Annotated in this window: 17 protein-coding genes; 7 read left to right on the top strand and 10 right to left on the bottom strand. The window is 72.0% G+C overall.

Annotation, left to right across the window (positions count from 1 at the left end; genetic code table 11):
• Positions 1-17: 17 nt before the first annotated feature.
• Genes pucL through ACYVF4_RS06970 form a run of 6 tightly spaced genes read right to left on the bottom strand, consistent with a single transcriptional unit; the run spans position 18 to position 4,466 of the window.
• Positions 18-935: a factor-independent urate hydroxylase gene (gene pucL / locus ACYVF4_RS06995; protein ID WP_460721147.1), complete on the bottom strand. Its 918-nt coding sequence runs from the start codon at positions 933-935 to the stop codon at positions 18-20.
• Between the two features lie 3 nt (positions 936-938).
• Positions 939-1,274: a hydroxyisourate hydrolase gene (uraH, locus tag ACYVF4_RS06990; RefSeq protein WP_460721145.1), complete on the bottom strand. Its 336-nt coding sequence runs from the start codon at positions 1,272-1,274 to the stop codon at positions 939-941.
• A 4-nt stretch (positions 1,275-1,278) separates the two neighbouring features.
• Positions 1,279-1,779, bottom strand: coding sequence for a 2-oxo-4-hydroxy-4-carboxy-5-ureidoimidazoline decarboxylase (gene uraD, locus ACYVF4_RS06985; protein ID WP_460721143.1), 501 nt, complete (start codon positions 1,777-1,779; stop codon positions 1,279-1,281).
• A gap of 14 nt (positions 1,780-1,793) precedes the next feature.
• Positions 1,794-2,579 carry an ABC transporter ATP-binding protein gene (locus ACYVF4_RS06980; RefSeq protein ID WP_460721141.1) on the bottom strand — a complete coding sequence of 262 codons (786 nt, stop codon included), beginning with the start codon at positions 2,577-2,579 and terminating at the stop codon, positions 1,794-1,796.
• Positions 2,580-2,613: 34 nt separating this feature from the next.
• Positions 2,614-3,522 carry an ABC transporter permease gene (locus ACYVF4_RS06975; protein WP_460721139.1) on the bottom strand — a complete coding sequence of 303 codons (909 nt, stop codon included), beginning with the start codon at positions 3,520-3,522 and terminating at the stop codon, positions 2,614-2,616.
• A complete protein-coding gene (locus ACYVF4_RS06970; RefSeq protein ID WP_460721137.1) occupies positions 3,519-4,466 on the bottom strand; it encodes an ABC transporter substrate-binding protein in 948 nt (315 codons plus the stop codon). The genes ACYVF4_RS06975 and ACYVF4_RS06970 overlap by 4 nt, the downstream gene beginning before the upstream one ends.
• Positions 4,467-4,645: 179 nt before the next feature.
• Here ACYVF4_RS06970 and ACYVF4_RS06965 point away from each other — a divergent pair, with 179 nt between their 5' ends.
• From ACYVF4_RS06965 to ACYVF4_RS06935, 7 genes are all read left to right on the top strand, one after another.
• Positions 4,646-5,263 (top strand): helix-turn-helix domain-containing protein, encoded by a 618-nt coding sequence (locus ACYVF4_RS06965; RefSeq protein ID WP_460721136.1) that lies wholly within the window; start codon positions 4,646-4,648, stop codon positions 5,261-5,263.
• 69 nt (positions 5,264-5,332) lie between these two features.
• Positions 5,333-6,826: an NCS1 family nucleobase:cation symporter-1 gene (locus ACYVF4_RS06960; protein WP_460721134.1), complete on the top strand. Its 1,494-nt coding sequence runs from the start codon at positions 5,333-5,335 to the stop codon at positions 6,824-6,826.
• Complete coding sequence (gene allB / locus ACYVF4_RS06955; RefSeq protein ID WP_460721132.1) at positions 6,826-8,217, top strand: allantoinase AllB; 1,392 nt, start codon at positions 6,826-6,828, stop codon at positions 8,215-8,217. Before ACYVF4_RS06960 ends, allB begins: the two co-directional genes overlap by 1 nt.
• A 14-nt stretch (positions 8,218-8,231) precedes the next feature.
• Positions 8,232-9,323 (top strand): acetamidase/formamidase family protein, encoded by a 1,092-nt coding sequence (locus tag ACYVF4_RS06950; protein WP_460721130.1) that lies wholly within the window; start codon positions 8,232-8,234, stop codon positions 9,321-9,323.
• On the top strand, positions 9,316-10,923 hold the full coding sequence (locus ACYVF4_RS06945; protein WP_460721128.1) for an AtzH-like domain-containing protein: 1,608 nt from the start codon (positions 9,316-9,318) through the stop codon (positions 10,921-10,923). Before ACYVF4_RS06950 ends, ACYVF4_RS06945 begins: the two co-directional genes overlap by 8 nt.
• A gap of 254 nt (positions 10,924-11,177) precedes the next feature.
• On the top strand, positions 11,178-12,404 hold the full coding sequence (locus tag ACYVF4_RS06940) for a pyridoxal-phosphate-dependent aminotransferase family protein (RefSeq protein ID WP_460721126.1): 1,227 nt from the start codon (positions 11,178-11,180) through the stop codon (positions 12,402-12,404).
• A 1-nt stretch (position 12,405) separates the two neighbouring features.
• Entirely contained in the window at positions 12,406-13,692 is a 1,287-nt protein-coding gene (locus tag ACYVF4_RS06935) for an allantoate amidohydrolase (protein WP_460721124.1), read from the top strand.
• Between the two features lie 19 nt (positions 13,693-13,711).
• On the opposite strand, the gene ACYVF4_RS06930 is transcribed toward ACYVF4_RS06935, so the two are convergent.
• The 4 genes from ACYVF4_RS06930 to ACYVF4_RS06915 are packed head-to-tail and all read right to left on the bottom strand — an operon-like array spanning position 13,712 to position 17,276.
• Positions 13,712-14,515 carry an ABC transporter permease gene (locus ACYVF4_RS06930; protein ID WP_460721122.1) on the bottom strand — a complete coding sequence of 268 codons (804 nt, stop codon included), beginning with the start codon at positions 14,513-14,515 and terminating at the stop codon, positions 13,712-13,714.
• Entirely contained in the window at positions 14,512-15,318 is an 807-nt protein-coding gene (locus ACYVF4_RS06925) for an ABC transporter permease (RefSeq protein ID WP_460721120.1), read from the bottom strand. Before ACYVF4_RS06925 ends, ACYVF4_RS06930 begins: the two co-directional genes overlap by 4 nt.
• Positions 15,318-16,154 (bottom strand): ABC transporter ATP-binding protein, encoded by an 837-nt coding sequence (locus ACYVF4_RS06920; RefSeq protein WP_460721118.1) that lies wholly within the window; start codon positions 16,152-16,154, stop codon positions 15,318-15,320. The genes ACYVF4_RS06925 and ACYVF4_RS06920 overlap by 1 nt, the downstream gene beginning before the upstream one ends.
• Before the next feature lie 6 nt (positions 16,155-16,160).
• Positions 16,161-17,276 (bottom strand): ABC transporter substrate-binding protein, encoded by a 1,116-nt coding sequence (locus tag ACYVF4_RS06915; RefSeq protein WP_460721116.1) that lies wholly within the window; start codon positions 17,274-17,276, stop codon positions 16,161-16,163.
• Between the last annotated feature and the right edge of the window lie 89 nt (positions 17,277-17,365).

Raw genomic sequence — 17,365 nt, 5'->3', positions numbered from 1 at the left:
GCCCTGCCACCGCGGGGTCACACGAACGCGGGCAGGTCCGTCCATGCCGCGGGAGCGGGGGCGGCGCCGTCGCGGGTGACGGTGCCCTCGATGAGGCCGTACGGCCGGTCGGCGGCGTAGAAGACCTCGTTGGGGTTGTCCAGGCCGAACGGCGACAGGTCGTAGGCGAAGTGGTGCTTGTTCGGCATCGCGAAGCGCACCTCGGCGATCTCGGGGCGGGCCTGGATCGCGGCGCGGCCCATCTCGAAGAGCGTCTGCTGCAGGGCGAGGGAGTGCACCGACGCGAAGGTCTCGAGCAGGGCCTGCAGCACCCCGGCGTAGAGGCCGTTGTAGTCGACGCCGGCGTCGACGGCCTCGGGCAGCAGCCGCCACCGGCCCGTCACCGACGTGGCCATGATGCGATCGTCGGTCTCGGCGAGCGTGGTGTAGCGATCGCGGGGAAAGCTGTGGAACTCCGACCCGGTCGACTTCAGCACCGTCAGGTCCTTCACGCCGCCGATCACGTGGGTGGTGCCGTCGATCGCCTGGACCGCCGCCAGCCTGGTGCCGTGCCCGCCCCTCACGAAGGCGTGGTCGTGGTCCGCCCCCGAGGTGACGATGCGCTCCCACGCGTACTGCTCGGCCTGCCACAGCCCGCCGTCGATCCAGTCGAAGCGGCCGGTGAAGTGCCGCGCGAGCGCAAGCAGATACTCCTCGGGCGAGGCGATCCCCACCTCTTTGGCGAAGGCGAAGGCGGTGTTCTTCTGCGTGTCGGTGGCGACCACCAGGGCGTTGTCGCCCGTGAGGTACGCGTCGGCGAGGGCGGCGCTTCGCAGCTGGGAGGTCACGTTGAGGTCGACGATCTCGTGGCGCGGGGTGTCGCGGTAGATCCGCACGATGCGGTTCTCGGCCTTGCCGTACTTGTTGGCGCCCAGGCTCACGGATACGTCGGTCATGGATCAGCTCCCTCGATAGGTGGAATAGGCGAACGGGCTCAGCAGCAGCGGCACGTGCAGGTGAGGCTCGGCGGCGACGGTGAAGGTCACGATCACGGCGGGGTAGAACGACTCGATGCCGCGCGCGGCGAAGTACGCGCCGGTGGCGAAGGTGAGCGTGTAGACGCCCGGGTCCAGTCGCTGCGGGCCCAGTGCGGCGCGCCCGTCGGCGCCGGTGGCCTGCTCGGCGAGCGGGGTGACCGTCCCGTCGTCGCGCACATGCGACAGCACGATCGAGACGGATGCTGCGGGCAGGCCCGTCGCGGCGTCGAGGACGTGGGTGGTGAGGTGGCTCGTCATGGCCTCATCCTGCCGTTACGCTCGCGCGCAGGCGCAGCAGGGCGATCTCGGCGAGCTGGCCGGTCGCCTCTGCGGCCTCGGCCGAGGGGTCGTTGCCGAGGCGCCGTTCCAGCTCGCCCAGCATCTGCTCCGGGGTGCGGCCGGCGGCGCGGATGAGGAAGACGCGCCCGAAGCGCTGCTCGTACGCGCGGTTGCCCGCCGCCATCCGCGCGGCGACGTCGGCCGCGGCATCCGTCATGCCCGCCTGCTCGCGCCGGGATGCCGCTGCCTCGGCCGAGCCGCCCCGCGGCGGCTCCCCGATGCGGGGGTGATGGGCCAGCGCCGCCTCGAGGTCGTCGCGACTCCAGCGGCCCGCGAGCAACGCGGCGGTCTCGGCCAGCTCGTCGACCGAGGCGTACGGGCGGTCGGCGACGACGCGCGCCACCCAGGACGGCACGGCCGCCCACACCGCGACGTGCTGACGGGCGGCCTCGGCGTCGAGTGCGTTGAAGTCCGCGAGGTCCATGATCCTCCGGGGGGTCAGCGGGTGGGGACGGCGTGGACGAGGTCGGAGATCTCGCGCTTGTACTCGTTGAAGGCGGGGCTCGTGACGTCGCGTTCGCCCGGCAGGTCGATCCCGACCACGCGGCTGACACGACCGGGGACGCCCTGCGAGGGGCCACCGGTCATCACGACGACGCGATCGGCGAGGAACACGGCCTCTTCGATGGAGTGGGTGATGAAGAGCACCGTCATGCTCGTCTCGCGGTGCAGGCGTCCAAGCTCGACCTGCAGGTCCGAGCGTGTGAGCGCATCCAGTGCGCCGAACGGCTCGTCCATCAGCAGCACACGCGGCTCGTTGGCGAGGACCCGCGCGATGGCCACCCGCTGCTGCATCCCACCCGACAGCTCTCCCGGGTAGACGTCCGCGAACCGGGTGAGCCCGACGGTGTCGATGAAGCCGTCCACGAGCTCGGCCACCCGCGCCCTCGGCTCGCGTCGGCGGCGCGGCCCGTAGGCGACGTTCTCACGGACCGTGAGCCACGGGAACAGGCCGTAGTCCTGGAAGACGACGCCGCGGTCCGGACCCGGCCCCGAAACGGCGCGGCCGCCGACCGTGACGCGGCCGCTCGTGGGCGTCTCGAAACCCGCGACGACGCGCAGCACGGTGCTCTTGCCGCAGCCCGAGGCGCCGACGACGGCGACGAACTCACCCGAGGCGATGGACAGATCGACGTCGGCGACGGCCTGCACGCCCGCCCCCTCCGGTCCGTAGCGCTTGCCGAGGCGCTCGAGGACGACGTCTGCGGGCGAGTGGTCGCTCATGGGGACGATGCTCCTGTTCCTGGTCATCGGATGGTCATCGCACCAGCGGACGGCCGCGCGTGAAGAGGCGGAACGCGCCGAGGAGCAGGCGATCCGACAGATAGCCGGCGAGGCCGATGACGATCATGCCGACGACGACCATGTCCGTGCGCACGACGTCACGGGCCAGGATGATGGCCGAACCGAGACCCACGCTGACGCCTACGCTCTCGCCGAGGACGAGGACGACCCATGCGATGCCGAGGCCGACCCGCAGGCCGTTGAGGATCGCCGGCGCCGAGGCGGGGGCCACGATCTGGGTGAGGATGTGGCCTGGCCGCGCGCCCAGCATCCGTCCCGCCTCGATGAGCCGCGGGGGCACCTGCTTCGAGCCGCTGATGGCCCCGAGGACGATCGGGAAGAACGCCGACAGGGCGACGAGGAAGATCGTGGCCTGGTCGCCCCAGCCGATGAGCAGGCCGACCAGCGGCACCCACGCGGTGGCGGGGATGGGACGGAAGAGGTTGATGAACGGATCGAACAGGGAATCCATCGTGTAGTAGCGGCCCATCAGGATGCCGAGCGGGATCGCGATCGCGGCGGCGATGGCGAAGCCGATGAGCACCCGGAGCGACGACGCCCCCAGGTTGAGCCACAGATCCCCCGAGAAGGCGTCATCCCGGATGCCGCCGAGGGCGTAGTCGGCTAGGGAGAGCACGACGTCGCCCGGCGCGGGCAGGAACCCCATCCGGATCCCGACGACGGGGATCTGCCAGGCCTGGTCGCGTCCGACCTGCCACAGCGCGAGGAACACCAGCGGCACCGGCAGCCCCAGCAGGACGCGCCGCGTCAGGACGCGGCGGTCGGTCCGCCGCGCGGACGTGCGCGGCGCCGTCTGCGTCGCCGCTCGTGCGGAAGGGCGGGCGGATTCCGCGGACGTCGCGGTGCGGGGCGGGGAGGTCACGGGGCGAACGACGTGTCGGCGAGCGTCTCGGCGTCGGGGACCTCGGCGATGAGCCCCATGTCGGCCATCGCGCCGGCAAGCGCCTCGAGCTGACCGATGTACTCCTCGGAGAGGTCCGAGCGGAGCCAGAAATTCTCGAGCGCCGAGGTGAACACGGCCTCATCGCCGCCGAACTCGGCGACCATTCCGGGCAGCCACTCCTCGATGTTGTCGGACATGTAGGCGGTCGTGGCCGCGTGGGTGTCGACGACCTTCTGGACCAGTTCCGGGTCGTCCGCGACCAGCGCGCCGGTCGTGATCAGCCCCAGGTTCACGCGCCCGATGTCGGTGGAGTAGGGGTCGAGCACCTGTGTGCCGCCGGCGGACTCCGCGATCGACACGCCGATCTCGACGCCCATGAACGCATCGAGGTCGCCCGCGGCGAAGGCGGAGGCCATCTCGGGCACCGGGATGACGGCCAGGTCGAAGTCCTCCGGCGACAGCCCGGCGTCTTCGATGAGCAGACGCAGCGCAACCTCCTGCGCCGACCCCTGGACGATGCCGATGCGCCCGCCGACCAGTTCGTCCAGCGAGGTCTGACCGCGGCCGATGAAGCCGGATCCCCCGTCGGCGGCGCTGGCGACGACTGTCAGGTCTCGGCCCTGCGCGATCGACGAGATGGTCGGGGTCACCCCCGAGATGGCGAAGTCGATCGATCCGGACGCCAGGGCGTCCGAGAGCGCGGGCGTGGTGTCGAGGGTGACCACGTCGAACTCCACGCCGTCGACCGCGTGATCCTCGTACAGGAACGGCTGGTAGAAGTGCGGCTGTCCGCGCAGCGTGCCGATCGTGACGGTGACGGTGTCGTCGGTCTCGTCGCCGGCCTCCGCGCCGCATCCGGCGAGGGCGACGGCGCTCAGGACGAGCGCGGCGGCGGTGGCGAGTCGGAAGCGGGGTGCGGTCATGAGGGGACTCCTGGGTCGGATCCGGTGTGCGACGTGGCTCGGGGTGGCGGCTGCCGGCGGGACTGGCCTCATTCAAGACCGGTCGTTCGCGCCGGATGTGACCTCTGTGTAACGACTGCGTTAAGTACCGGCTTAAGGGCGACCGCACCTACGATGGCGGCAGGTCCTCAGGAGGAGACATGACACGGACAGCGCTGCCCGCCATGATCGGGGCGCGCCTGCGCGGCATCCGTCTGGAATCCGGACGATCGCTGGCCTCGGTGGCCCAGCAGCTCGGCATCTCGTCGAGCGCGCTCTCGCAGATCGAGACGGGGGCGATGCAGCCGTCGGTGGCCCGCCTCATCGAGCTGGTGGGCGTGCTGGGGGTCCCGGTCTCGGCGATCTTCGACGAGTCGACGGCCCCCGCTCCCCGGCCCGAGGCGGCGGCGGATCACGTCAGCGAGCCGCTCGAGGGCGTGCTGGTGTCGCAGTCCGATGACGGCGGGGCGGCCCATCTCGGCCTCGGTGTGACGTATCGCCGCTTGTCGCCGGCGGCCCTGCCGGGCGTGGAGTGGTTCGAGTCGACGTATCCGCCGGGCTCCTCGTCGAGCGAGGACGGCGCCATGCTGGTCCACTCCGGCTATGAGAGCGGCCACGTGGTGCGCGGCGAACTCGCCTTCGAGTTCGCCGACGGCGTGGTGCGACTGGGCGCCGGCGGGTCGCTGTCGTTCGCGGCGAGCCGCCCGCACCGCATCGTCAACGACTCCGGCGAGACCGCCGTGGCCCTCTGGCTCACGCTGAGCACCCCCGAACGTTAAGTCCCGACTTAACGAGGCCGTTACACGAGGGAAACGGCGCCGATTCGGGCGCTCCCTACCTTCGGGGGCATGACTTCGACCCTGCCCACCGTCGGCCACGCCGCTGCTGCCGGCTCCGACCGGCATCCGTCCCTCCACAACGACGACCTCGCCCCCCTGGCTCCCGGCCAGCGGCGCTGGGGCCCATTCGCGATCTTCAACGTCTGGACCAACGACGTCCAGAGCCTCGCCGGCTACACGCTGGCCGCGGGCCTGTTCGTCACGGCCGGCATCAACGGCTGGTGGGTCTTCGCGGCCGTCATCCTGGCCGGATTCTTCGTCAACTGGCTCGTCAACCTCACCGGCCGGCCCAGCGTCCGGTACGGCATCCCCTACGCCGTCATGGCGCGCTCGAGCATGGGCGTGCGGGGCGCGCAGTTCCCCGCCCTCATCCGCGGGATCGTCGCGATGTTCTGGTACGGCGCCCAGACGTACTTCGCCTCGACCGCCGTCTCGATGGCGCTGAACGCGGTCTTCGGCACCCCCGACCTGCCCGCCTTCCTCGGCATGGACGCGATCGACTGGGCGGCCTACGTCTTCGTCGCCGCGCTCCAGGTCGTGCTGTTCATCGGCGGCATCGCCTGGATCGAGCGGTTCCTCAACGTCGCCGGCCCGGCCGTGTACGCCGTCATGGTGATCCTGCTGGTGGTGATCTGGATGCAGGCGGGGGACCGTCTGCTGCCGGCGGTCGGCTCGCTGTTCGCCAACGACGACAAGGTCGGCGTCGACGCGGTGCTCGCCTTCGTGGGCGTGATCGGCACGATGATCGCGTACTTCTCGGCCGTCGTCATCAACTTCGGCGACTTCGCCCGCTTCTCCCGCAGCGAGTCGTCCATGAAGCGCGGCAACCTGCTGGGGCTGCCCGTCAGCCTGACGTTCTTCACCTTCCTGTCGCTGTTCATCACGGCGGGGGCGTACATCGTGCTGCAGGGCGGCGAGGGCGAGCCGCTCACCAACCCGGCCGAGATCGTCGGGCTCGTCGGCAACGTCTTCCTCACGATCGTCGCGGCGGTGACCTTCGTCGTCGCCACGATCGGCATCAACCTCGTCGCCAACTTCATCCCGCCGGCGTACGACCTGTCCAACCTGGCGCCCCAGCGCATCAGCTTCCGCACCGGCGGCTACATCACCGCCGCCCTGGGGTTCGTCGTGGGCGCGCTGTGGGTGGCGACCATCAGCCGGATCGGCCTGCCCGCGTTCGTCGACACCCTGGGCGCCATCCTCTCGCCGCTCTACGGTGTGCTCGTAGCCGACTACTACCTCATCCAGCGTCGCCGGCTGAAGATCGCCGACCTGTACTCGATGGACCCCGCCGGCCGCTACCACTACCAGAGGGGCTGGAACCTGCGCGCGATCGGCGTGGTCGCCGTCGCCGCCGTGTTCTCGATCGCCGCCGTGTGGGTTCCGGCGCTGCAGGCGCTCAGCGGCTTCGCGTGGGTGATCGGCGCGCTCCTGGGCGCCGTGCTCTACACCGCCGCGATGTGGAACCTGCGCGCCCCCGCCCCGGCCGGCGCGGACGCCTGATGGCCCTGCGCCAGGTGTTCCGGGCCGCGCGGGCCTGGATCGACGGCGGCTTCCGTGCCGCGGGAGTCGTGGTCGAGGACGGCGCGATCGCCGACGTCGTCCCGGTCGGCGCCCGGGTCGCCGGTGCGTCGGCCGTGCTCGTTCCCGACGACGGCGTCCTGCTGCCGGGCCTGGTGGACTCCCACGTCCACGTCAACGAGCCGGGCCGCACCGAGTGGGAGGGATTCCGCTCGGCGACCCTCGCCGCCGCGGCCGGCGGCGTGACGACGATCGTCGACATGCCGCTGAACGCCATCCCGCCGACGACCACCCCCGACGCGCTCGCGATCAAGCGGGCCGCCGCCGGGCCGGCATCCCATGTCGACGTGGGCTTCTGGGGCGGCGCGGTGCCCGAGAACATCGGGATGCTGGCGCCCCTGCACGCCGCGGGCGTGTACGGCTTCAAGTGCTTCCTGTCCCCGTCCGGCGTCGACGAGTTCGGCCACCTCGACAGGGCCCAGCTCGCCGCGGCCATGGAAGAGGTCGCCGCGCTCGACTCGCGCCTGATCGTGCACGCCGAGGATCCCGGCCTGCTGCGGGAGCACGGTCCCCTCGGTCGCGCCTACGACGCCTTCCTCGCCTCACGCCCGGCGGCCAGCGAGGCCTCGGCGATCGCCGCGGTCATCGACGAGGCGCGCCGCACGGGCGCCCGCGCCCACATCCTGCACCTCAGCGACGCCGGGTCGCTGGACGCCCTCCGCGCGGCCCGCGCCGACGGCATCCGGATCACCGTCGAGACCTGCCCGCACTACCTGACGATCGCCGCCGAAGAGATCCCCGACGGTGCGGCGGAGTTCAAGTGCTGCCCGCCGATCCGCGAGTCGGCGAACCGGGATCGGCTGTGGCAGGGCGTGCTCGACGGCACGATCGACGCCATCGTGAGCGACCACTCGCCCTCGACGATCGACCTCAAGCGCACCGCCGACGGCGACTTCGGACTGGCCTGGGGCGGCATCTCGGGCCTGCAGGTCGGACTCTCGGCCGTGTGGACCGAGGCCCGGGCGCGCGGCATCCCTCTCGAGTCGGTACTGCCGCTGTACACCACCGGACCGGCGCGGGTCGCGGGCCTGCACGGGGCGGGCGAGATCGCCGTGGGCGCGCCGGCCCACCTGACCGTCTTCGGCCCCGACGACGCGTACGCCGTCGAGGCGGGTCGGCTGCTGCACAAGAACCCGATCACCGCCTACGATCACCGCACGCTCACCGGCCGGGTACGGCGCACGTGGCTGCGGGGACGCAGCGTCTTCGACGTCACCGAGGGCGGCGCGGGCCAGGCGCCGCACTTCCGGTCCGCGCCCGGCGGCCGGCTGCTCCCGGCGCGCAGCGGAGTGCCGGCGGGGGCGGGACGATGAGATCCGGAGGAGCCATGACGACGACGATCCTGCAGCCGGGACGCGGTGAGATCGCGGGCGACCACTACCTGCCCGCCACGCCCGCGACGGTGCTGTGGGGGCGACTGCCCTGCGAGCGGGATGCCGCCGTCCTCGAGATCCGCGCGGGTGAGACGGTCACGATCGACACCGTCAGCCATGAAGGCGTGCTCGAAGACCAGGGCAAGGACCCGCTCGCCTACTTCACCGGCCACGGGGTGCCGGCCGAGCACGTGCTCGAGGACGCCGTCGAGATCGCGCGGACGCTGTCGCGGGACCCCGCCGCGGACGGTCCGCACGTGGTGACCGGACCGATCAGGGTCGCCGGAGCGGCACCGGGGGATCTGCTGCGCATCACCGTGGTGCGCCTCGAGCCGCGCGTGCCGTACGGCGTCATCTCGAACCGGCACGGCAAGGGCGCCCTCGCCGGCGAACTGCCCCGCGGCGAGGGAAACGTCAGCGTGTTCACTCCCGTCGCCGAGCGCGCCGGGAGGCTCGTCGGCACCCTGCCGGTCGTGGCGGGCGGGCCGCACGTGGTGGAGTTCCCCCTCGCGCCGTTCCTCGGCACGATGGGGGTCGCCGTCGCCGGCCCCGACCGCCCCCACTCCGTGCCGCCGGGACCCCACGGCGGCAACATCGACATCAACCTGCTCACCGAGGGTGCGGAGCTGTACCTGCCCGTCCAGGTCGAGGGCGCGCTGGCCTACGTCGGCGACCCCCACTTCGCCCAGGGCGACGGCGAGGTCGCCCTGACCGCGCTCGAGGCGTCGCTGCGCGCGACGCTCCGCTTCGACGTCGTGCCGCGCGACGAGGCGCTCGCCGCGTTCGGCGAGGTGCTCGGCCCGCTCGCGCGCGCCGGGGGCTACCTCGTCCCCACGGGCCTCGACCCCGACCTCGACGAGGCGATGCGCGCGTGCGTCCGCAACGCCATCGCCCTGCTCCGTGCCCGCTGGGGACTCGACGAGCACCTCGCCTACGCCTACCTCAGCGCGGCGACGGACTTCGACATCTCGCAGGTCGTCGACATCGTGTGCGGCGTGCACGCGCGCATCCGCGAGGCCGACTTCGAGGGGGTCGACCGTGCCTGACCAGGGGGCGCCGGATGCCGGCATCCGGGGATCTTCGGCTGTTCCGCCCGAGCTGCTCGAGGCGTTCACGGCCTACGAGGCCGCGCTCATGGCCGACGACCTCGCCGTCCTCGACGCCTCGTTCGCGCCGGGCCCCGCGACCCTCCGCGGCGACGGGGAGGGGCTGCGGGTCGGGCACGATGCGATCGCGGCGTTCCGCGGGGCGCGGGGCGGAGTGCCGCCGCGGCGGATCGAGCGGATCGAGTTCCGGGAGCTCGGTCCGGATGCGGCGCTGCTGGTCTCGGTCTCGCGCTACGCCGCCGGCGGCACCGGCCTGCAGACCCAGGTATGGCAGCGGCTGGCGGGCCGGTGGGTCATCACCGCCGCCCATGTCACGCCGCGGGCGCAGGCGTTGGACCGGCGGGTCTGGCGGAGCGTCGGCGACCCGCTCTTCCAGGGCGCGTGGAAGGGTCCGCTGGCCGGGCTGACCGTGGCCGTCAAGGACGTCTTCGCGCTGAAGGGGTACCGCATCGGCGCGGGGAATCCCGCCTACCTCGAGGGTGCGCGCCCCGAGGCCGTCACCGCCGCGGCCGTGTCGGACCTGCTGCGCGGCGGCGCATCCGTGCGGGGGATCGCCCGCACGGACGAGTTCGCGTACTCGATCGCCGGCGACAACGTGCACTACGGCACGCCGCCCAACGGCGCCGTGCCCGGCGCGCTGCCGGGGGGATCCTCCAGCGGCCCGGCGTCGGCGGTCGCGACCGGGCAGGCCGAGGTGGCGCTGGCCACCGACACCGCCGGGTCGGTGCGGGTGCCGGCGTCGTACCAGGGACTGTGGGGACTGCGCACCACCCACGACCTCGTGCCGCGGCAGGGGATGCTGCCCCTCGCCCAGACCTTCGACACCGTCGGCTGGCTCGCGCGCGACGGCGACACGCTGCAGCGGGTGGCGGACTGGTGCCTGAGCTACAGCGGGTCGGAGTCGACCGAGCACGCCCTGGGGGCATCGGATTCGCAGCTGCCGTGGCGGTTCGCGGTGCCCCGCGAGGCGCTGGAGCACGTCGAGCCGGCCACGCGCGCGGCGTTCGAGGCGCTGTGCGCGCGGCTGGCGGCGGCCGGGGCGGTGCTCGAGCACGCCTCGCTGGGCGATCTCGACGACTACCTCGACGCGTTCCGCACAGTGCAGGGAGCCGAGGCGTGGCGCAACAACGGCGAATGGGTGCGTGCGCACCCGGGCGCCGTGGGGCCGGCCGTCGCCGAGCGCTTGCGGACCGCCGCCGCGGTGACCGCCGCCGCCGAGGACGCCGCCCGGGCCCGGCTGGCCGAGCTGGGTGCGCACGTGGCGGGAGTCGTGGCGGACGCGGTGCTGCTGCTGCCCACCGTCCCGGGGCCCGCGCCCCTCGTCACGAGCGACGCCGCGCGGATCGACGCGACGCGCGCCGCGACCCTCCGCCTCACCGCGCCGGCGGCCGTGGCCGGCCTCCCGGCCCTATCCGTCCCGCTCCTGCAGGTCGCGGCGCAGACCGGTCCCGCTCCCGTCGGAGTGTCGCTCGTCTCGCGCGCCGGAACCGACATCGCCCTCGTCCGCCAGGGCCGACGCCTCGCCCGTGCCCTCGCATGACCCCCACCCCCGGCATCCCCCGCCATGCTTCGTCCCCCGCCGCCGGCATCCGTCGCCGTACCCCCGCCTCCACCTCGCACAGATCACGTGATGCGTACGAGATCACCCGTTGCGGACCGCGAATAGCGGGTGATCTCGTACCGATCACGTGATCCGTACACGCTCGCGCGACCCGCACACACGCTCACGCGACCCGCATCCGAACACACCCGCACGCGAACACGCACGACACGACCGGAACCACCTGGAGAAACATGACCGAGCACTTCGGACAGATCGACCCGCCGCCGCGCCTGCTGATGGGCCCGGGGCCCATCTCGGCGTACCCGAGCGTGCTGCGGGCGATGTCGGCTCCGCTCGTCGGGCAGTTTGACCCCTTCATGACCGCGACGATGGCCGAGACCCAGCAGCTCTACCGCGACGTGTGGGCCACCGCCAACGACGCGACGCTCCTCGTCGACGGCACCAGCCGCGCGGGCATCGAGGCGGCGATCGTCTCGCTCGTCCGCCCGGGCGACCGCGTCCTCGTGCCGATCTTCGGCCGCTTCGGGCATCTGCTGGCCGAGATCGCCGAACGCGCCCTCGCCGAGGTGCACACGATCGAGGTGCCGTGGGGGCAGGTGTTTCCGGTGTCGGCGATCGAGCAGGCCATCCGGCGCGTGCGTCCTCACCTCGTCGCGCTCGTCCAGGGCGACACGTCGACGACCATGCTGCAGCCCCTCGACGAGATCGGCGCGCTGTGCGCGGCGCACGGCGCGCTGTTCTACACCGACGCCACCGCCTCGCTCGGCGGCAACCCGTTCGAGGCCGACGCGTGGGGGCTGGATGCCGCGACCGCGGGCCTGCAGAAGTGCCTCGGCGGCCCGTCGGGATCGGCCCCGCTCACGCTCTCGCCGCGCGCCGTCGACGTCGTCCGCTCCCGCGCGCGCGTCGAGGCCGGCATCCGGGAGCCCGGTGACCCCGAGGCGGCGGACTTCGTCCGCTCGAACTACTTCGACCTCGGCATGATCCTCGACTACTGGGGCCCGCGCCGCCTGAACCACCACACCGAGGCGACCTCCATGCTCTACGGGGCGCGCGAGTGCGCGCGGCTGCTGCTGAGTGAGGGTCGGGATGCCGTCATCCGGCGCCACCGCGTCGCCGGCGCCGCGATGCTCGCGGGGGTGCAGGGGCTCGGCCTCGAGGTCTTCGGCGACGTCGCGCACAAGATGACGAACGTCGTGGCCGTCGAGATCCCCGAGGGAGTCGCCGGCGACGCCGCCCGGCAGGCGATGCTCGAGGACTTCGGGATCGAGATCGGCACCTCCTTCGGCCCCCTGCACGGACGCGTGTGGCGCATCGGCACGATGGGCTACAACGCCCGCAAGGATGCAGTGCTGACCACGCTCGCCGCCCTGGAGTCGGTGCTGCGCCGCTTCGGCGCCCGCGTCGCACCCGGGGGCGGGGTGGATGCCGCAACCGACATCTATCGGGACGCCTGACGTGACGGCATCCCATCTCGCCGTCGATCGGGACGCACTGCAGGCCGCGGCACGCCGGGTGATGACGCGCTGCGACGAGCTCGCGCGGGTCTCGTCGGATGCCGCGGCGATCGAGCGGGTCTACCTCTCGCCCGAGCATGCCCGTGTCAATCGCCTCGCCGCCGAGTGGATGCGCGAGGTCGGGATGACCACGCGCACGGATGCCGCGGGCAACCAGGTCGGCAGGATCGGTCCCGCCGATGCCCCCGCGCTGATGCTCGGCTCGCATCTGGACACGGTGCCCGACGCGGGCCGCTACGACGGCATCGTCGGCGTGCTCATGGCGCTCGAGGTCGTGCGGCTGCTGCGCCGACCGGAGGACCCGGCCTGGCCGCTGCCGTTCGCGGTCGAGGTGGTCGCCTTCTCGGACGAGGAGGGGACGCGATTCGGCAAGGCGCTGCTCGGTTCCTCGGCGGTCGCGGGCGCGTGGGAGGACGAGTGGTGGTCCCTCACGGACGCCGACGGCACGAGCGTGCGCGAGGCGTTCCTGGAGTTCGGACTCGACCCCGGACGGGTGCACGAGGCGGCGCGCCGGCCGGACGAGCTCATCGGATACCTCGAGGCGCATATCGAGCAGGGTCCCGAATTGGACGAGTATGGCGAGTCCCTCGCGGTGGTCTCGTCGATCGCCAGCGCGCGACGTTTCCAGCTCGTCATCGAGGGCGAAGCACGCCACGCGGGCGGCACGCCGTACGACCGCCGTCGCGACGCGCTGCTGGGCGCGTCCGAGGCGGCCCTCGCCGTCGAGCGCATATGCCGGGCCGAGCATCACATCATCGGCACGGTCGGTCAGCTCGAGGCGTACCCCGGCGCGGTGAACGTCGTCCCCGGTGAGGCGCATCTGTCGCTCGACCTGCGCGGCGAGTTCGACGGGCATCGCGACCGGGTGTGGCAGTCGATCGAGCGGGACCTCGACGAGATCATGAGTCGCCGCGGGCTGCGCTGGTCGGCGAGCGAGATCCACGCGGCACCCGCGGTCTTCTGCGACCCGCTGCTGCAGGACGTCGTGCGCGCCGGCATCCGCGCCTCCCTGCCCGCGCGCGCAGAGGACCCCCCGGTCATCTTCAGCCGCGCGGGGCACGACGCCATGGCGCTCGGGGCGATCACCGCGGTCGGGATGCTGTTCCTGCGCAACCCCGACGGCATCAGCCACCACCCCGACGAGGCGGTGTCGGCCGGCGACGTCGCCCGCGGCATCCGGGCCCTCGCCGAAGCCGTGCTGCTGCGCGCCGCCGAGCCCCGCCCCTGACCCGCGGCGCCCCCGGCGGTCAGCGGGCGGGCGCGACCATGCCCATGCGGGCAAGCACCACGTTCTCGACGGTCTGCACCAGGTTGTACAGCAGCAGGGTGACCAGCGTGATCAGCGCGACCGACGCCCACAGGTCGTCGAAGCGGGCGGATGCCGTGAACTTCACGATCATGCCGCCGATGCCCGTTCCGGTGGACAGCCATTCCGCCAGCAGCGCGCCGGTGACCGCACCCGGCACCGACACCCGTGCGGCGGCGAAGAGCGAGGGGAGCGCGCCGGGCACGCTGACCTTGCGCAGCTGGGTCGCGCGGCCGCCGCCGTATACGTGCACGAGATCCAGGCTCTCTTTCGATGCGCGGCTCAGCCCGAACAGCACCGACGCCAGCGCGGGGAAGAGCACGACGATCGTGCCGATCACGGCGACCGAGGCGGGGGTCCCGCGGCCGGTGATCAGGATGATCACGGGGGCGATGGCCACGAGCGGAACCGAGCGCAGCAGCAGTGCCAGCGGCATGACCCCCGCCTCGACCGAGCGCGACAGCGAGAACACCACCGCGAGGACCGTGGCCACCAGCATCCCGACGACGAACCCGACGGCCGCGTCGGCCAGCGTCTGACCGAGGAGTGGGAGGAGGGTCGCGCGGTTCTCGCCGGCGTCCTCGGCGGTGACGAGGAAGTCCCACACCTGGACCGGTCCTTTCGCCACGTACGGCGAGATGCCGGTGAGGCTCACCACGGCCCACCAGAGGCCGATGATGATGACGAGGGTCAGCGCGGCGTTGGCGAGGGATCGACCGGCGGCCCTGCCCATGGCCCCGATCATGCGCGCGTCCTTCCCGACACCCAGGGCGTCACGAGCCGTGCGATGAGGCCGACCAGCGCGTAGCCGATCAGGGCGACGAGCGCCGACAGCAGGAACACCGCCCACACGCGCGTGGAGTCGAGGTCTCCTTGCAGCTTGATGAGGGTGATCCCGACGCCCCGGTCGATCCCGCCCATGTACTCCCCGAGGACGGCGCCGAGGAACGCCGAGGGCACGGCGATCTGCAGGGCGTTGAGGATCGCCGGCAGGGCGGCGACCAGTCGCACCTTGCGAAGCGCCGTGAAGCGCGACCCGCCGTAGACGTGCACGACGTCCAGGCTCGACCGGTCCGCCGCTTTGAAGCCCAGCAGGGCCCCGACCACCGTGGTGAAGAACACCGCCAGCGCCGCGAGGAAGACGGCGGTCGCGCTGGGATCGCCCGGCCGCTTGGCCCCGCCGAGCACGACGATCGCGATGCCGCCGACGGCGACGACCGGCAGGCAGTAGCTGACCACCGCGATCTGGGTCACCACCGTCTCGATGCGTGGGAAGAGCAGAACGGATGCCGCGAGCACGAGCGCGGCGGCATTGCCCCAGCCGTAGCCGATGAGGGCCTCGGCGATCGTCACCTGGAACACGCTCCAGTACGGCGCCAGGCCGTCGGTGCCGAGGGTCTGCAGCACCGCGAGCGGCGACGGGACCGGCGTGAAGGTCGTCCCCGGCGGCGGCTGGAACACCGTCGCCGAGAACGCCCACCACGCCAGGACGAGCGCGGTCGCGCCGATGAGGGCGGCCAGCCAGCCGGGGATGCGCGCGCGGGCCATCAGGCCTCCGCGGCCGCGCGGCCGTCCGAGCCGAACAGCAGCTCGGAGGCCCGGTCCACCAGCGCGTGGAACTCGGGGGTGCGCATCATCTCGGGGGTCCGGGGCCGGGGCAGGTCGACCTCGATGATCTCTTTCACGCGTCCCGGTCGCGGGCTCATCACCGCGACCCGGTCCGACAGGAAGATGGCCTCGGCGATGCCGTGGGTGACCAGCAGCGTCGTCGCCGGCTTCTCGGTCCAGATCCGCAGCAGCTCGAGGTTGAGGTTCTGGCGGGTCATGTCATCGAGCGCGCCGAACGGCTCGTCCAGCAGCAGCACCGAGGGCTTGAGGGCCAGCGCCCGCGCGATCGAGACGCGCTGGCGCATGCCGCCGGACAGCTGCGCGGGCTTGGCCTTCTCGAACCCGGTGAGCCCCACGAGCGCCACGAGCTCGTCGATGTAGGCCTTGTCGGGCTTGCGGCCGGCGATCTCGAAGACCAGCCGGATGTTGGTCATGACGCTGCGCCACGGCAGCAGCGCGTGGTCCTGGAACGCGATCCCGAGCTCGCTCGCCCGCCGCAGCTGGGCGGGGGTCTTCCCGTCGACCAACACGTCGCCGGTGGTGGGCTTGTCGAGGTCGGCGAGGATCCGCAGGATCGTGGACTTGCCGCAGCCCGAGGGCCCCAGCAGCGCCAGGAACGATCCCTGATCGGTGTGCAGATGGGTGTCCTGCAGCGCGGTCACGGTTCTGCCGCGACCGGTGGCGAACGTCTTGCTCAGGCCGGAGATGTGGATGCCGGTGCCGCCGCCCTGCGAGAGGGCGGCGGACCCGGCATCCGTCGTGATGTCGGTGCTCATGAGTCCCTACGGGAGGTAGTCCTTGAGCTCGGGCATCTCGGCGTAGATCTCGTCGATGATCGTCGTGTCGAACAGCTCGTCCACCGACACCTCCCAGCCGGCGGCGGCGAGGGAGTCGACGGTCTGCTGCTTGAGCTCGTCCGAGATCGTGAACAGTCCGTTCGCCTCGGTCTCGTCGGTGGAGATGAGCAGCTTGGTCGCCTCAAGGCCGAGCCCGGTCTTCTCGGGGTCGAGCGCGCCGAAGACCGCTTCGAGGCCGTCCTCGGACTCGGCCGCGGCGGCGTTGTAATACTTCTCGACGAGGGCGACGGTGTCTTCGGTGGTCTCGCCGAAGACGTCGGTCCAGCCCTTGATCTCGGCGATGAGGAACGCCTTCAGCAGCTCGGGGTTCTCGGCGAGGTACTGGTCGGTGACGCTGAAGGTCTCGGCGACGTAGGGCACGCCGTTGTCGGCGTACGACAGGTTGGTGATGTCGTAGCCGGCGAGCTCGACCGTGAGGGCCTCGTTGGTGAGGTAGGCCATGAAGCCGTCGACCTCGCCGTTCATGAGCGGGGTGGGGTCGAAGTCGACCGGTACGACCGTGACCTCGCTCTCGTCGATGCCGTTGGCGTTGAGCAGGGCCGCGAACACGCTCGCGTTGGAGTCCTGCACGCCGATGGTCTTGCCGATGAGGTCCTCGGGCGTGGCGATGTCGCCGCCGTCGGCGAGCGAGAGGATCGTGAACGGGTTCTTCTGGAACGTCGCTCCGATGATCTTCAGCGGCGCGTCCTGCTCGGCGATCGCGGCGCCGATCGAGGCGGCGTCGCTGAGCGCGACCTGCACCGAGCCGGACAGCAGCTTGGCCACACCGGTGTCCGGGCCCGAGATGCCGATCACCTCGTCGAAGCCCGCCTCGTCGTAGTACCCGTTCTCGTAGGCGTAGAACTCGCCGGCGAACTCCTCGTTCTTGATCCACGAGTACTGGACGCTGATCTCGCCGTACGAAGCGGCGTCGCCCTCGTCGGCCGAGCCGGGTGCGGTGTCGCTGGACGCGCAGCCGCCGAGGACGAGCGCGGATGCGGCGACGACCGCGGCGATCGCGCCCAGACGCGCACGCCGCAGGAAGGTGCTGTGAGTTGCCATCGGGTGGGCCCCCTTGTGAAGTGTCCCCGTGGAATGTCCCGGGAAGTCGGTGAACGGCCCGACGCTAGTCCCGGCAGGTTTCCGCCCCG

The sequence above is a fragment of the Microbacterium aureliae genome, assembly GCF_054780155.1.
Note: the sequence above shows the minus strand (reverse complement) of the source record. Positions and strands in the feature narration are given on the sequence as shown.

Excerpts from the sequence above, each read along its gene's own strand:
- ACYVF4_RS06970 (WP_460721137.1), bottom strand. The coding sequence starts at position 4,466 with ATGACCGCACCCCGCTTCCGACTCGCCACCGCCGCCGCGCTCGTCCTG.
- ACYVF4_RS06925 (WP_460721120.1), bottom strand. The coding sequence starts at position 15,318 with ATGGCCCGCGCGCGCATCCCCGGCTGGCTGGCCGCCCTCATCGGCGCG.
- pucL (WP_460721147.1), bottom strand. The coding sequence starts at position 935 with ATGACCGACGTATCCGTGAGCCTGGGCGCCAACAAGTACGGCAAGGCC.
- uraD (WP_460721143.1), bottom strand. The coding sequence starts at position 1,779 with ATGGACCTCGCGGACTTCAACGCACTCGACGCCGAGGCCGCCCGTCAG.
- ACYVF4_RS06930 (WP_460721122.1), bottom strand. The coding sequence starts at position 14,515 with ATGATCGGGGCCATGGGCAGGGCCGCCGGTCGATCCCTCGCCAACGCC.
- ACYVF4_RS06965 (WP_460721136.1), top strand. The coding sequence starts at position 4,646 with ATGACACGGACAGCGCTGCCCGCCATGATCGGGGCGCGCCTGCGCGGC.
- ACYVF4_RS06960 (WP_460721134.1), top strand. The coding sequence starts at position 5,333 with ATGACTTCGACCCTGCCCACCGTCGGCCACGCCGCTGCTGCCGGCTCC.
- ACYVF4_RS06920 (WP_460721118.1), bottom strand. The coding sequence starts at position 16,154 with ATGAGCACCGACATCACGACGGATGCCGGGTCCGCCGCCCTCTCGCAG.
- uraH (WP_460721145.1), bottom strand. The coding sequence starts at position 1,274 with ATGACGAGCCACCTCACCACCCACGTCCTCGACGCCGCGACGGGCCTG.
- ACYVF4_RS06940 (WP_460721126.1), top strand. The coding sequence starts at position 11,178 with ATGACCGAGCACTTCGGACAGATCGACCCGCCGCCGCGCCTGCTGATG.
- allB (WP_460721132.1), top strand. The coding sequence starts at position 6,826 with ATGGCCCTGCGCCAGGTGTTCCGGGCCGCGCGGGCCTGGATCGACGGC.
- ACYVF4_RS06980 (WP_460721141.1), bottom strand. The coding sequence starts at position 2,579 with ATGAGCGACCACTCGCCCGCAGACGTCGTCCTCGAGCGCCTCGGCAAG.
- ACYVF4_RS06915 (WP_460721116.1), bottom strand. The coding sequence starts at position 17,276 with ATGGCAACTCACAGCACCTTCCTGCGGCGTGCGCGTCTGGGCGCGATC.
- ACYVF4_RS06950 (WP_460721130.1), top strand. The coding sequence starts at position 8,232 with ATGACGACGACGATCCTGCAGCCGGGACGCGGTGAGATCGCGGGCGAC.